The 14,499-nt window shown below is 56.1% G+C and carries 14 protein-coding genes and 1 riboswitch; of the genes, 8 read left to right on the top strand and 6 right to left on the bottom strand.

The annotated features are described in order from the left end of the window. Positions 1–24: 24 nt before the first annotated feature. The gene (locus CLH62_RS00270; protein WP_099616168.1) at positions 25–408 is read right to left on the bottom strand and encodes an HIT family protein; all 384 of its coding nucleotides are present in this window, start codon (positions 406–408) and stop codon (positions 25–27) included. 285 nt (positions 409–693) lie between these two features. Here CLH62_RS00270 and CLH62_RS00275 point away from each other — a divergent pair, with 285 nt between their 5' ends. Further along, the gene (locus CLH62_RS00275; protein WP_099616169.1) at positions 694–1,053 is read left to right on the top strand and encodes a hypothetical protein; all 360 of its coding nucleotides are present in this window, start codon (positions 694–696) and stop codon (positions 1,051–1,053) included. Positions 1,054–1,097: 44 nt separating this feature from the next. On the opposite strand, the gene CLH62_RS00280 is transcribed toward CLH62_RS00275, so the two are convergent. Then, the gene (locus CLH62_RS00280) at positions 1,098–1,829 is read right to left on the bottom strand and encodes a DUF429 domain-containing protein (protein WP_099616170.1); all 732 of its coding nucleotides are present in this window, start codon (positions 1,827–1,829) and stop codon (positions 1,098–1,100) included. Positions 1,830–2,057: 228 nt separating this feature from the next. Here CLH62_RS00280 and CLH62_RS00290 point away from each other — a divergent pair, with 228 nt between their 5' ends. Both CLH62_RS00290 and CLH62_RS00295 read left to right on the top strand, forming a co-directional pair. Then, positions 2,058–2,684 carry an SOUL family heme-binding protein gene (locus CLH62_RS00290; RefSeq protein WP_211285609.1) on the top strand — a complete coding sequence of 209 codons (627 nt, stop codon included), beginning with the start codon at positions 2,058–2,060 and terminating at the stop codon, positions 2,682–2,684. Between the two features lie 53 nt (positions 2,685–2,737). Then, positions 2,738–4,078 carry an NADH:flavin oxidoreductase/NADH oxidase family protein gene (locus CLH62_RS00295; RefSeq protein ID WP_099617568.1) on the top strand — a complete coding sequence of 447 codons (1,341 nt, stop codon included), beginning with the start codon at positions 2,738–2,740 and terminating at the stop codon, positions 4,076–4,078. On the opposite strand, the gene CLH62_RS00300 is transcribed toward CLH62_RS00295, so the two are convergent. Continuing rightward, on the bottom strand, positions 4,065–4,883 hold the full coding sequence (locus CLH62_RS00300; protein WP_099617567.1) for an SDR family NAD(P)-dependent oxidoreductase: 819 nt from the start codon (positions 4,881–4,883) through the stop codon (positions 4,065–4,067). The two genes, CLH62_RS00295 and CLH62_RS00300, sit on opposite strands and share 14 nt — an antisense overlap. Before the next feature lie 168 nt (positions 4,884–5,051). On the opposite strand from CLH62_RS00300, the gene rhuM reads away from it, so the two are divergent. Next, the gene (rhuM, locus tag CLH62_RS00305) at positions 5,052–5,369 is read left to right on the top strand and encodes a RhuM family protein (protein ID WP_099616173.1); all 318 of its coding nucleotides are present in this window, start codon (positions 5,052–5,054) and stop codon (positions 5,367–5,369) included. Positions 5,370–5,483: 114 nt separating this feature from the next. On the opposite strand, the gene CLH62_RS00310 is transcribed toward rhuM, so the two are convergent. Both CLH62_RS00310 and CLH62_RS00315 read right to left on the bottom strand, forming a co-directional pair. Then, entirely contained in the window at positions 5,484–6,017 is a 534-nt protein-coding gene (locus tag CLH62_RS00310; RefSeq protein ID WP_099616174.1) for a CIA30 family protein, read from the bottom strand. Positions 6,018–6,096: 79 nt separating this feature from the next. Further along, complete coding sequence (locus CLH62_RS00315; protein WP_099616175.1) at positions 6,097–6,840, bottom strand: ZIP family metal transporter; 744 nt, start codon at positions 6,838–6,840, stop codon at positions 6,097–6,099. Between the two features lie 87 nt (positions 6,841–6,927). Here CLH62_RS00315 and CLH62_RS00320 point away from each other — a divergent pair, with 87 nt between their 5' ends. The 4 genes from CLH62_RS00320 to CLH62_RS00335 are packed head-to-tail and all read left to right on the top strand — an operon-like array spanning position 6,928 to position 12,648. Next, positions 6,928–7,710, top strand: a complete 783-nt coding sequence (locus tag CLH62_RS00320; RefSeq protein ID WP_099616176.1) for a hypothetical protein — start codon at positions 6,928–6,930, stop codon at positions 7,708–7,710. Further along, a complete protein-coding gene (locus tag CLH62_RS00325; RefSeq protein ID WP_099616177.1) occupies positions 7,703–10,642 on the top strand; it encodes a coiled-coil domain-containing protein in 2,940 nt (979 codons plus the stop codon). The genes CLH62_RS00320 and CLH62_RS00325 overlap by 8 nt, the downstream gene beginning before the upstream one ends. Next, complete coding sequence (locus tag CLH62_RS00330) at positions 10,635–12,062, top strand: hypothetical protein (protein WP_099616178.1); 1,428 nt, start codon at positions 10,635–10,637, stop codon at positions 12,060–12,062. The genes CLH62_RS00325 and CLH62_RS00330 overlap by 8 nt, the downstream gene beginning before the upstream one ends. Further along, entirely contained in the window at positions 12,055–12,648 is a 594-nt protein-coding gene (locus tag CLH62_RS00335) for a condensin complex protein MksE (protein WP_099616179.1), read from the top strand. The genes CLH62_RS00330 and CLH62_RS00335 overlap by 8 nt, the downstream gene beginning before the upstream one ends. Positions 12,649–12,661: 13 nt before the next feature. Here the strand turns inward: CLH62_RS00335 and CLH62_RS00340 are convergent, their stop codons facing one another. Further along, entirely contained in the window at positions 12,662–14,134 is a 1,473-nt protein-coding gene (locus tag CLH62_RS00340; protein WP_099616180.1) for a DUF3336 domain-containing protein, read from the bottom strand. A gap of 105 nt (positions 14,135–14,239) precedes the next feature. Beyond that, a riboswitch (glycine riboswitch) is annotated at positions 14,240–14,338 on the top strand. Positions 14,339–14,499 lie beyond the last annotated feature (161 nt).

The raw sequence follows: 14,499 nt of genomic DNA on the forward strand, positions 1-14,499 counted from the left end.
TCAGTGCAGAGGCCATCATCGGTTTCATTTCCAATACCTAGCCTTGTCCGGGAAGATCCAGCGAACACCACCTCGAGAGTCTTTTTGGTCCCCATTGAATCGGGGGATTAAGTGGATATGAAGATGAGGCACAGTTTGGCCAGCCGCTAATCCCGAATTGATTCCGATGTTGTAGCCGTCTGGGCCGAGTGAGCTATCCAGCAATCTCTTGCCCTCATCTACTAGTCGGAAGAGGTCAGTGCGAACGATTTCCGGAATTTCGAAGAAATTCGCATAGTGGTCGCTGGGGATAACCAAGCTGTGCCCAGGTGAGATCGGAAACCCATCATTAATGAGATAACCACTATCATTCTGCAGCAGGATGCGATCTTGGGTAATGCTACAAAATGGACAGCGTTCTTCCGTCATAGACCTACTATCTACCACCCGGTGAAATGTGCGTGAGAAACTGCCTCCAGACCTGGCTTGGCAGAATTTTGCCCTCAGTCAGAACTATAACCTTTAAGTGCGGATGGTTTGAATCATTCGGCGCCCTTGCTGAGGCAATCTCCGTGTGGAAAGGGTGCTGCCACAATTCATCATATTTCCGGACTCGGATTGTCCGATTTGATTACTAGTATCGAAACTCGGTAAGGGGGTTTTCAGTGATGCTGTTCACCTTGTTAAATCGGAATTAACTATCGAGGATGAGTGATGAAATCGAATCAATTAAACAGTTCAAATGTTGACTCCCATTTGGTGGTCTTGATGCAGGGGGCCAAAGAAGGTCGTCCAGATGCTATGGCTGAATTGAGGTATCAACTATCGAAATACAAGCACCCAAAGGCGATGCTCAAGCACCTCGCGAAACAGATTAAAAGGACCGAGGAGAGGCGAGAAGAAAAGCGCGCGTCCCAGGCTGTCGCGCGTGAAAGATATCAAACTAACAAGTTTGCTCCAAGCAATACTGTTTTCAGGAAATCGCGAGCGAAAAAAGGAGCAGGAAAAACAGATGCCTTCGCTTATAGAGTAGTCCTGTGTGGCGGATTTGAGATGAATAGGCGACGACATTAAAGGAATAGTTTTGGGCGGCCTGTGTCGATGTCCAGCAATGATGTTTAAACCGCGAAGTCGGGTACGACCACATAGCCGTCTTCAATATCGCCAAAGATCTTCTGAAGATGGTCGGATTGATAAAGAGCTGCGATATACAGGCAGACTACTGCATCAAGCACATCTTCATTGTGTTTGAGCGCGCAGCCTCGAAGACTGGCAATATGTTTCGAGTCGAAAAAGTGGCGAACGTCATCTGGAATGGTAAGGCCGATTGGGCCCGTATCTTTTAGACCAAGCAGCAATTCTGCAAGCGTTCGCTGGCCCTCCCGCTTTGCCGCTACTCTGCCTTTTTTGTATTTGAGTCGTTCGGGAAGTTGGAAAATCTCAATGATGGCAGGGTGCGGGTAACACTCTAGTTGCCATTTTTCTCCTTGTCGGCCCAAATGTTTGAAACCACGTTGTTCCAGTTCCGCGGAAATCCGAACACCATCCGCATTAGGATAGAGGGTAAGATTTGAGGCATGGCAGGAAGCATGTCTTGATCCATATTCTCGGCTCAGGGATCGCTCACAGGCCCGCTGGCCAGTCTCATTGTTAATAATTAGTGGGCCGTCGATAGCAATGCCTTGGAGCGACTGGGCGGATTGAAGCTCGGCTAATACCGACTGCGGACTGAAAATTCGTTCCTTTATCTCCGTCAGTTTAAGCACAGTACCTTCAAGCTCGCCAAAGGCTATCGCTGTTGGGTTTAGTGTGCTTTGCCACGCCAAATCTATTCCCGCAAGCACTACCATCGCGGATCTACCTTTTTCATATAGGATTCGTACGAGTATTCGTGTGCTTCTGCAAACATCGCTTTGACGGCTTCAGGGCTAGTAGCATCGGTTTTCACGGCCAGTTTTTCTGAGGAGCCTCGGTGGGGCATCTCGGTGCTTTGTTTAGGGCACCCCGGGTAGAGTGGGAGCGTATCATAACGGCCAAGGTAGACCTCGAGCCTGAAGGCAAATATGAAAGGAAACGTCATGCTTAAGCGGCAGGCAGCGCTAATTATCGCACTTTGTTCAATGTTCATACCGGCAACCACCATGGCGACAGAAGAAGCGGAATACACAGTACTCCTGAAGGAGGAGAATCTGGAAGTGCGTCATTATGAGCCGCAGATTGTTGCCGAGACGGTCGTTGAGACAGAATTTGAAAACGCGGGCAGTGAAGCTTTTGGTCGTTTGTTTAAATACATTTCCGGCAATAACCAGTCCCAGCAGGAAATTGCCATGACGGCACCTGTTGGCCAGGTGGCTGAGAGCCAGAAAATCGACACGACAGCCCCGGTAGGGCAGACCCAGGTTGGTGGTAAATGGGTAGTCAGTTTCATGATGCCTAGGTCGTTTTCGATGGACAGCATACCGAAACCCAACGACGAACGGATCGCTTTACGTTCTGTACCGGAGCAGACCATGGCAGCCATACGATACTCCGGGTTTTGGAGTGAGTCAGGCTACCAAAAGAACAAATCCAAGCTGGAAAAGTGGATTGATAAAAAGGGGTACATCGCAACTGGAGAGCCGATATGGGCGCGTTATAACGCACCGTTCATTCCGTGGTTTCTGAGACGGAACGAAGTATTGATTCCCATAGAACGGGCGCAATGAAACCTCAGATCATGATTCGAAAATCAACAAATTCAAACCATCAGGATGATGCCATGCCCCAATCGCCCCTCGCCCAACCCCTGAAACTTCCCTGCGGTGCAATCCTGCCCAACCGAATTGCCAAGGCTGCCATGACCGAGGGGCTGGCAGACGACCAGCTCCACGCCACCCACCGCCATGAAACCCTTTACCGGCGCTGGTCCGATGGCGGGGCGGGGCTTTTGATTACCGGCAACGTGATGATTGATCACCGGGTGCTCGAGCGGCCGGGTAACGTGGCCATTGATCCTGCGCCAGATCTAACAAAAGGGAAGGGCGAGCCGGAGGGTATGGCGCAGTTGCGTGCCTGGGCCGAAGCGGGCACCCGCAACGGCAATCATTTGTGGATGCAGATTTCCCATGCTGGTCGGCAGTCGCCGCGTTACGTTACCACTCGTCCGATGGGGCCTTCGGCGGTGCAGCTATCGCTGATGGGCAACTATGCCCGCCCACGGGCACTCACGGAGTCGGAGATCCTCGATTTTATCCAGCGCTTTGCCAATGTGGCCCGGATTGCCAAAGAGGCGGGTTTCACCGGTGTTCAGGTGCACGGGGCTCATGGGTATTTGTTGTCGTCTTTTCTGTCGCCGGTCACCAACCAGCGCACTGATCGCTGGGGTGGGTCGCTGGAAAATCGCGCCCGTTTCCTGCTTGAGGTGGTGCGGGTGACTCGCGCCGCTGTGGGGCCGGAGTTTCCGGTGGCGGTAAAGCTGAATTCTGATGATTTCCGTAAGGGCGGCTTTACGCTCGACGAGTCTGTGATCGTGGTGCGCTGGCTCAATGAGGAGGGTATTGATCTGCTGGAGGTTTCCGGCGGCACCTACGAACAGCCGCGGCTGCTCGGGTACAGTGGTGATGCCGAAACGGCGAGCGATGGACCGGCCATGCGGGACAGCACTCGCAAGCGGGAGGCTTATTTCCTGGATTATGCCCAGACGATTCGTGAGGTGTGCGATTGCCCGCTGATGGTCACCGGTGGATTCAGGACGCGCTCGTTTATGGAAGAGGCAATTGCCAGCGGCGAAACCGACGTGATTGGCCTTGGCCGCCCCCTCTGCACGGATCCAGATACGCCGAGGGATCTGCTTGAAGGGCGCATCGATAAGACCGTTTGTCATGAAGATCACATCAAGCTTGCCCAGCGAGGGTTTTTCTCGCCGGCAAGCCCGCTGATGCCAATCAAAATAATAAACGTGCTGGGTGGCCAGGCCTGGTACTACCAGCAGATTTTCCGGCTGGCGAATGACCAAGAGGCTGATCCAGACCTGGGTATCCTCAAGGCCGTTGGGGCATACGTGAAGGATGAACTGAGGCGGGCCCGGCGGGTGAAGAAGGCCCGGCTTATCTCAAGATGATTCTCTGGATCGACCGGGGAATAAACCGGGTGATAAATTCGGCAGCGTATGTCTGGGGTGTAACCAGATATCGAGGCTTTGGTCGTGTCGCTTCTGCAGCCCTGACAATCTTTTTCGCGACGTCCGACGCACTGGCTGTAAAAGGCTTGATTCTGGCGCCTGGCGCGAGCGCTGCCTCCATTGCTTTGTACTTTTCTCGGTGCACGGCGCTTGCCCGGCCAAGCAACGGCTGCAAAGCGGCCAGGGCATGTTCTCTGAACCGGGTCACCACGGGGCCAGGGAGCACCAGCGAGACACTTTCCAGGCTTTTGCTGCCTTGTTCATCAAACCAGAAGCTTTCATGGGCAGTGTTCATCGCGGCTTTGGCGGCACAGTAAGCGCCTTTCATTTTCTGGGGCGCGATGGAGAGAACAGAGCTAACCGCGATGACCTGCAAGGGTATTCCGTGTTGTTCGCAGAGCCTCAGGCAGACAGCAGCCAGCTTGATGGGGCCGAATACGTGGGTGCTGAATTGCTTTTGCCACATGGATTCGGACAGGTCGCGAAGCGCGCCGAATTGCCCGTAACCGGAGTTGTTGACCAGAATAACCCGCTCGGCACCCGCGATTTCGGTGTCCAGAGCGCCCGCAAGCCCTTCAATCTGCTCAAAGGATTCAAGATCCAGCGCTAGCTCCCGATCGGCTGACTCGACGCCGGTTGGCTGTCGGGACAGGGCGATCACCCTGTAGCCTTTTTGGGCAAACAGGGCACAGGTCTCATTGCCTATGCCGGCGCTGGCACCGGTTACCAGGGCGAGTTTGGTCATCGGCTTAACCTCCAAGGCGTTTTCTTTGCATAATTGCGAATCTGCTATAGAGCTTTAAAGTAGAGCTTAACGAAGCTTCCGGAAAGGAATTGATGGACGATTTTATAGTTGAAGCCACTAGTCGTATAGCAGGGGCTGATAGTGAATTTTCAAGGATGGAGAAATACCATGAGTGAAGAAAGCGATACGCCTATCGTTATCTATGAGAGTGCCGATCGGGCAGTGGAAGTTCGCCTGGATGCTGATCAAGAAACTGTCTGGCTGAGCCTGCAGCAGCTGGCAGATGTTTTTAGACGTGATAAATCGGTAATTTCTCGTCATTTGAAGAGCATATTCCGCGACGCGGAGCTGGACCGGGAGGCAGTTGTTGCAAAAAATGCAACAACTGCCGCGGACGGCAAAACCTATCAGGTTGAGTATTTCAATCTGGATGCGATTATTTCTGTGGGCTATCGCGTTAATTCCAGTCAGGCCGCGATTCTCTGAAGAGTGAGTTAATGGCCCGGGGTGAGGCGACCGAGCTGTTCGCTCGTGACCGGGGTGATGATCCGCTTGATCATGAATATGCTGGCAGAGGAGGGAGAGTGAACCACCCACAGCTCAATATAAAACCCAGTCCCGCATCCTGAGCTCAAACCCCCCAGGCTGTCGCCCGGAGATAAACAGGCTCGCGGAAGCCAAATGGGCGGTGTTCAATGGCTCTGCATCAGGCACCGTCCGGCCGCGCCAGGTCGGCATGAATTCACTGAACGGAAGCCGTATGCGGCTCCAGTTTTCTGTATCCGGTGTGAACGCATGCTGGTACACAATGCTGCGCCTGTCCGTGCTGTTGCGAAGCCCGATCTTGTAGGTTTTGCCGTCGCCCCGGGCAAGAAGTTCGATGCCGGTGTAGTGAGAGGCCTCAAAAGGTTCCGGCAGGTCCGCTTTAACGGAGGCAAATCCGCCGCCGTTATCCAGTCGCACAGTGCCGTGAAAGATCCCAACGCTGTCTTCAGCGCAATCAACGGTGCCGTCAGACTGCCCTCCCATCACGCGGTCACCGAGGGGCTGCCAGGTTAACTGGCTTGCCTCTGAATTGAACGAGACAAGTATCGGATGTTGCGTGGCGTCTCCGGAAATATCCCGTCTTTGCATGGAGTTACCTCCAATAGTTCATAAATGTATGAAGTTCTGCTGTCCGCAATAACGGGCTCGCGATCGAGTGTGTCTACTGTCAGCGGATGGCCACTTGGAAAGCCATCATGCCCAGAAACGCCAATACAATGACAACACCAACGGAGGATGACTCCAGCTTTTTGTTGGCATCCGGCAGAAGCTCTGAAAACACCATCCAGATCATGGCACCCGCGGCCAGACCAAGGCCGAAGGGAAGCACCGGTTTGAAGGTACTTACGAACAGATAGGCCGGAATGGCCATCAGCGGTTGTGGCAAGCTGCTGAAAATACTCCAGCCGGCCGCTTTTGTGACCGACATGCCTCTTGGTACCAGTATAAGTGCAATGGCAAGACCTTCCGGAATGTTATGAACGGCGATGGCGGCGGTGATAAAAACGCCGAGATCCCGACTGCCACCGTAGGAAACGCCGACGCCGATGCCCTCTGCGAAGGAATGGGCAGTCATAACGCCAACGATGAGCAATGCCTTTTTAGCGTCAGCACCCTGTAACGCACTGACGTCCGGGGCTCCCTGTTTCTCGATCCATCGGTAGGCCAGGTAGACCAGCACCAGGCCCGAAACCATGCCAGCGAGTGTGAGCCATTCCTGCTTTGTCAGGCCTTCTTCGATGAGACTATGGCTTGCCGCAAGCATCAGGCCGGCTGCGATCGCAGCACCGATGCTGAGCCATTTCTGATCGACTTTTTCACTAATCGCAAGTGGCAGCGCACCCAGCCCCGTCGTCAGGGCGGTGATTAGCGCTGCTATGAAAACCGTCGTGAGGGTAACTTCCAGAACCATTTGGACTCTTTTGCTGGCGTGTATGAGTTACACTCTTGGCTAAACACATTACCGAAAAACCAGCTCCAGAGTAACAGCGGTACGCCCTTGAACGACTACCTCCAAAAAATCCTCCTTGGCCAGCCCATTAACTATGAAGCCTTCCTGAAGAAGCTTCCGGATCAGTTTCGCCGGCGGCACCGGGATATGTTTGTGACTGAAAAAGTCCAGGCCAACCGGTGGCTGGTGACCGTTCAGGATGAAGCCGCTTTCGCAGAGTTGCAGAACGTGGCGGAGGCTCCGGTAAGCAGGATCGACGCGGCTAAAAAAGGTGACTCCCATCGCCATGGTACTGAGGTAAGTTTTCTTCTGGTTTACCATCGGGGGTTGGCATCCAGCCGGCCGGATGTGGTGGTTATCGAAAGCGATTCTGTTGATATCGGTTTTCAGCGCGCACGCTCCGTACTGGTCGTCGAGAACGAGCGTAACTTCTACCAATATCCAGAGATGCTTCAGTTTGCCGGTGAGGCGCTGGGGAGGGCGTTGCATCTGGCGGACTGTGATGTGGTATTAGGCGGTGGCAACCGTATTACCCGGGGCGCGATTCTGGACTGGTTGAAGAGCTACGAAGACGTATTCTGCGCATTCGATTATGATGCCGGTGGTCTGCAAATGTTCTCGACGATGGCTGTCTCTCTCGGTGACAAAGCCACGTTTGTGCAGCCGCCCGACTGGCAACCATGGCTGGCGTGGTTCCGCAATATACCGGACACCACCGAACGATTCACAAGGGCGATATCGTTGGCAGAGGGGCTTGGTTTTGTGTCCCTGGCAGAGGCCTTCCGGGCCACCGGCAAATTCATGGAACAGGAGATGATTCTGGATGAGTGACTCCCAGGTGAGCCCAGGCAATTTCAATTTTGGTATCCGCCGTCTGGTGTTGGTGGATTCCGCCGGCTTCTGTTACGTGGAAATTCCGGTGGACAACCATGGCCTGATCCTGGGCCCGGGCAACCTGGGCAAGTCCAGCCTGTTAAACAGCCTGCGCCTGTTTCTGCTGCCGGAAAACAATTTCAAGAACAGCCGCAAGAAGTTCGCTTTCCGCAATGCCAGTGCCGGCAGCTTCTACTCCAACGAGGAAAGCTATCAGCACTATTTTCCGAGCCAGTTCAGCTTCCTGATCATGGAGGCCGAGAACCCGGCCGGCGTGCATTGCCAGATTCTGTACCGGGACAGTGCCAGTCAGCTCAGCTATGGCCGCGCTTTCGTGCCGGTGGGTTACGACCAGCTGCGGCCGCTGTTCTGGAATGGAGATGATGAGGACGGAATCGGGCAGGCGGTACCGGAGCTGTCGTTCAGCCGTTTGTCGGGGGCCCTGAAGAGGTTCTCCAAAGATACCAGGCTGGTGAATGACCCGGCCAAACTCAAACAGATGCTGTACAGCAGCGAGCTGATGAACGCCGATGCCGTGCGTTATTCGGTGCTGCCTTTGGGTGAATCAGACGAGCGCCGGGTGCAGTCTCTGCGCACGCTGATCCTGTTGCTGTTTGAAATGAAGGCGGACGATCAGGCCATGGCGAATGCGGTAGCCAGCATTATCGAGGCGGACAAGAAGTTTGCCGACGATGCCTTTGATTTCAACATTGATGAGTTTCTCAACCGGCACGATCAACTGAAGCAACAGCAAATCCAGTTGAACCAGATTGAAAAAGAGCGTTCACGGTTCGAGAAGCTGCAAAGGGATTATCAGGCCTACCAGACCCTGCTTCGCAGTCAGCACGATTTCGCCGCTTTCCGGGATGGCGTCACCCATGCCCTGCAGGACATTGGCTCCAGGCGGAAAGCCGCGGTGGAGGCGTTCAATGAGCAGAACGAGACCGTGCGCCATGTCCTGCAGACGCTGAAAAAGCTGGAGCAGGACGCCAGCGGCCTGAAAGGCGAGATCCGTTCCGCCGACCGTCGGATCAAACAGGCGGAGCAGAATCAGAAAGATGGCGAACTACTGGTGTCCCAGTATGGTGACAATACCCTGCAGGAAATCGAGGACATCCAGAAAGAGGAACTTGAAGGAAAAAAAGGGCATCTGGCTGCCCTCAAGAGTGCCGCCCAGGCGGAAATCCGGCTGGAGCAGATTCAGAAAAAGAAACAGGAACTGGAGCGCAAGCTGGAATCCCTGAAAGATCGGGAAAGCAAGCAACATTGGCAGCTGCAGAACCAGTTGGACGAAGCCACTGCGGCACCGCTGCGGGCCGTGGACCCCCGGCTGGTGATGGCCAGCCCGGGCCAGGATCTGGATGCCGACAGCAAGGCGGCCATCGAAGCGTTCGCCCGGTTGTTTGCGCCCACGGATAAAGGCTTTGACTGGTTCGATGCCGAATACCCGGCCCAGCCAGCCCGGCAGACGGACTTCGCAGAGCAGCGCCGGCATATTGAAGGTGAGCTCCATGGCCTTGAAAAGGAGCGGGCCGAGCTGGCGGACACCGCCAACCAGGAACATGACCGGCCACGGTTGATCGAGCGCACCGAAAAAGAGATCCGCGCCATCGAAAAGGATCTGGATACCCTCAGCCGTTACCCGGCCGCGGCCACCACCCTGCGGGACGCCACTGAGGAAAAACAGGCGGCGGAGGAGCAGTTGGCCAAGCTGGAAGAACAGGCCCGGCTGGAACAGGAGAAGCAGGATGCCGTGCAGCATAAGGCTGCCAAAGCCAGGGCCGAGAAAGAGCGTATCGAAGAGCGGGAGCGGGAACTGGCGGGCCTCAGCCGGAGCGTTGGGACCGTGGAGCATCGCTTCCCGCATCTGAAAGCGGTGGAAGCCGAGCAGCCGCTGGCCATTGAGCAGGTGTCTGTCGCCGCGTTCGACGACCTGCAAACCCAGTTGGACGACCTGGAAGAGCGTCGGCGCAGTATCCTCGACCACCTGCGACAGTTCGTTTATCTGGGCATTCATGAAGATGCCGAGGGTGAGTTGCAGAAAGACAGCCCGGCGTCATCGGTTATCCGGGAAACGTTCAAGAGCCTGTCGGATCTGTTTGCCGGCATGGCCGAGCGCTGGAATGTGCTGGAGCAGCAGGTTGGTATCCACAATGAAACCGTGGCGAGCTACCGGCAGGCCCTGAAATCCAACCATGAACACATTGCCCGTTTTGAGGCGCAGCTGAATCGCGAACTGGACGGCGTGCGCATCAATGATCTGGTGGAAATCCGCGTCGACATCCACACCGATCCGAAATTCCGCAATCTGGTGGAAGAAGCCAACAACATCGACCCGTATGGCAACCAGCTTCAGTCCGATGCGTTCTACGACCGTCTGCGGGTGTTCGTGGCGGACTTTTTCGGGGAGGGCGGTAGCAAACGCCTGACCATGGACAAGGTGATCACCGGTATTTCCTACCGCACCCGCAAGGAAAACGCCGCTAACCTGGATAAGAAGGGGCAGTCCACCTCCACTACGGCGCTGATCAATCTGGAACTGGTGTACCGGTTGCTCAAACGGGTGCTGTATCCCGGCGTGCAGCTGTCGTTCCCCATGGTGCTGGACGAGCTGGCCAGCGTGGACATCAGCCAGATGCCCTCGCTGCTGGAACGGTTGCGCAAGCAGGGCTTCAATCTGTTCTCCGCCGCCACTCACAGCGCCAGCGCGGAAGTGATTTACCTGATCGGCCGGCACCTGGAAGTCGGCCAGATGCGCACCGCGCGACCCTACAGCCCGCAGCGTACCCTGGTGTTCTGGGGCGGGGCTGAGGGTTTCACCAACGGCGAGCCCCTGAGCCACTGGACTGATCAGACACAGAAAAGCCTGCTGGAGCCGGCGGATGAGTAAACGCTTCAGCACCCTGGACACCACCCGGCTGTTGTTCGAGCACCCGAAGATTCTGTTCCGGATGATTGAGCGGATGGACCGGAACGAGGCCCGGTATATTCGCGAGAGTGATCTGGTGACCGAGGTGATGGACTATACCGGCACCCTCGGCAAGGCCGACCGGGATCGGGTGCGGCTGGCCTTGAATACCGACAATCTGTTCCGAAGTGGTTTGGTGATCGACATCATCAAGGCCGAAGGCGAGCGGCGGCTGGTGTTCCAGGATGCGCTGATCAACCTGATGCGGGCCTGCAATGCGTCTTTGTATCAGGAACTGACCGATGCCCGTCTGCGGGGCCATCTGGTTACGTTGCGGGACGTGCGCAATCGGCTGGAAACCAGCAGCTTCAGCGACGCGGACCCGGACTACACCGAACTGCGGGACGACCTGAACGAGCGGGTGAGCCAACTCATCGGCCTGCTGCGCCAGAATGTCCTGCGCATGCAAACCATCAGCGCCCAGCTTGCGGATCTTTCCGGCGACGCCAGTCGGGCGCCTGAGAAATTTCTGGAGTTCCGTCAGAACCTGTTTGAGCAGATCGTTACCCTGTACGAACGCCACATCAAGCCGACCCTGGTGTTCCTGAACCCGGATACCCGGCTGCCTGATGGCAGCAACCTGTTCGAGACCCTGGAGGCTATGGTCCGGCTGCTGGAAGGCCACGGCGACCACAGCCTTGCAGACCAGTTGTTCCGTTCCTCCATCAGCCTGAACGCCTTGTACAAACCCATTCAGGCGGTGGCCCAGGAGGTGGAACACTTCCTGCGCAAGACCCGGCAGGGCATGGTCCAGTACAACGCCATGGAGCATTTCTACGGCAAGCTGCAGGAACTCAAGAGCGAAACCGAGACCCTCAGCCTCAAGAGAAAGTGGTTGGAGGGTGGGGATTTTGCCCGCAGTACCGGCTTCCTGGTGGGCTTGCGTGGCCAGCAGCGCCCGAAACACTACGCCTTCGGGAATTCGTCCAGCTACTACCAGTTGCTGTTCAGTGAACTGGAACTGCGGCTGAACGACCTTCGCCGTAAAGCTGAGGTGCCGGTTCTGCAGGAAGTAGAGGGAGGCGGCCGCCTTACACGCATTGATGTTCAACGCATCAACCAACTCTACAAATGGCTGGAAACCCTGGAGCTGCGGCCCACCACCGATCTGGTGCGGGAGCTGCACGGGCGCCTGGATGGCTTTATCCCCGGCTACCGTTTTCCGGATTTGCTGGCGGCCCTGAACCGGCTGGTGAACTCGCCACCGGAGGGCATGCAAGTGGTCACCACCAACCGTTTCAGAATCCTGGAGCAGTCATCGGACGGCGAGCAGTTTGTTTACCGCAGGCGTCGTCTGGAAACCGATGAGCCGGCCAATCAACAAGAGCAACACCATGCCTGAATTCTCTGACGCAACCACAAGCACCTTCGACCAGATTCTGCCTGCCCACAGCGCCGCTATCTACCGGGAATTCCAGGCCGGCCGGGTCGTTGTGCGTGATGTGTGGGACAGCAACCGCTCCGAGCTGCGCGCCAATCCGCTCTATAACTTACTGTATAACCACCTGTCTCACTTCCGGACCTTCTACGAACACCTGGGCAGCGAACTGGTGTTCAATGAGACCGGCGCGTTTTTCTTTCTCAAGGAAAGCAGTGACGACGAGAGCGAAGAGCACGATGAAAACGCCTTCCGGGTGCAGGTGATACTGCTGATCATCGGGCGTTATTTCGCGCGCAGCGGCCGGGATCTGGATTACCTTGGCCGCCCTGACGCCGGGCTGAATGAGCAGGACCTCACCGACTTGGCGGGCGATGAGGAATATCAGGAAATTCTCAGGGCTGCACGATTCGAAAAAGGCGCGCCCGAAGCGCTGGATTACCTGGAAAAACGCAATCTGCTGTTTCGTTCCGGCGCCAGCCGCTGCTTCCTCAGTTCCGCCGGTCTGTATTTTCTGCAGGAGCTGGTTCGGGAGTATGAGCAGGGGTAGGAGTTGGATTCATTCAGTGCTCTGGCTCCTGCTTGCTTTCCTTTTCCAGATCCGTTTCAAGCTGCCGAATGCACCGATCAAAGGCCCGGCTGATTCGGGTCTGATCGTTGATCATGGCCAATCGTGGCCAGGTGGCCTGTTCCCCAAGGCGGATATACATCTCCAGGTCGTCAGCATCCGGATTCGAAAGAACCTTGCCATAGAGTGCCGGCTTGAGCGGGAAATGGATGTTGATATCCCCTAGGTAGCGTTGGCTGGCCATGGCATACGCCTGCTCCACGAGGGGCCGGAAAATTCCTGGCTGAAGGCTCTGGCGAGTAAATTTCAGTGCCGTAGCAAGCTGGCCGTGGGCTACCGAGACTGCAGCCTGCTTGGCCCAGGCCTTTATGCCATGTTCCTCAGGATGGGTAATAAATGGCACCACGTGGGGGTTGGCCTGGCTCACGATGGTTTTGTTCACATTATGAAGGCGGGCCATCCTCATGATTGGCAGGTCGCCATGCACACTGCCGTCGATCCAGCTTTCGCTGGGCATGTAAGGTACGCTGCTGTCATTTCCGCCGTCCGAGTCCCGGGCCCGAAGCGTAACCGGTGGATAAATGCCCGGCACCGCACAGGAGGCCATCACCGCCGAATCTACCAGTACCGCGGGTGAGGACAGCCAATTCAGCAATCTTGGCTTTTGCTGGGTCCGGGTGGGGGAGACCGAAATATTCAGAGTTCGGCTGCTGTGTTCAAAGGCTTCCCTGAAACTGACGCTGCCGAGGTTGTATTGCACATGTTCCTGCAATTGTTTGGGGTCCATGGCGTGGCCTCTGCGCAGCGCCTCCGCGATACCCAGCCAGCGGAAGGCTTGGCGATGGATGCGTTCCGGGTGTTCAAAAAAGCTTGTCAGTTCCTGTTCATCACGGCAGCAAATGGCTCCCGCTACGATCGCTCCCATGCTGGAACCGGCAATCACGTCCGGCAGCAGGTCGTTGCGCCATAACGCCCGGGTGACCCCAATATGGTAAATGCCGAAAGCCGCGCCACCACTGAGCATCAGCGCTGGCCGGCCATAGACACGTTCGGCGTCACGGAACATCTTCAGCTTGCGGGCCGTTGTAACTTCCGGAATAGGGTGGTCGCAAACGAACGCCATGGAGGTCTCCACGGCGTCCAGAAATTCACCCACCAGACGGTTTGTGCCGCTGCGCGCTGCGGCGTACAGGTCCGGATTGGAAAGTTCACCAAGGTGCCGATAGAGACTTTCCTGCAGTACCCGGATCAGTCTTCGGGGGTCACCGTTTTGCCGGCACCGTTCCATGGTGGCCATGTGCTCCCGCATCAGGCTCCCGTGCAGCATTCCGGTTTCGTCCTGTTCGCGCCAGGCTAGCAGGCCGTCCATGTCGTCCAGGGCGGTGGCGGCCTCATACCATTCCTGGTAGCTGCGGGCCTGATCCAATTGTCGCTGGAGGTGTTTGCGGGTTTTGGCATCGTGATTCATGCCTCCCACAATAACTGATCCAGGCAAAGCTGTGGAGCGGCCGGTTTCATGGGCCCCGGTTATTTGCTATGTTTATTTTTGTTGATCAGCACTGATTGCAGATCAAACATGTCAGCGGGAGAGACTGAATCGCACAGTGAAGCGATCAGCGCCGAAGGAGCAACTGCCCCGGAAACTCTCAGGCAAACGGACCGCTGGTGTGAAGACTTTCCGAAGAGCTGTCGGCGACTGCGTCAGTCGGCACACCGAAGGAGCAAACGGCCGGTTTCGCTGAAGCAGCCCGTGAATCTCTCAGGTCCCGTGACGGAAGGGGTGCTTTCTACTGATTCAGGTAGAGAGGGAACCCTGGACGCCTCACGGAGCAC

This window comes from Marinobacter guineae (assembly GCF_002744735.1).
GTDB lineage: Bacteria > Pseudomonadota > Gammaproteobacteria > Pseudomonadales > Oleiphilaceae > Marinobacter > Marinobacter guineae.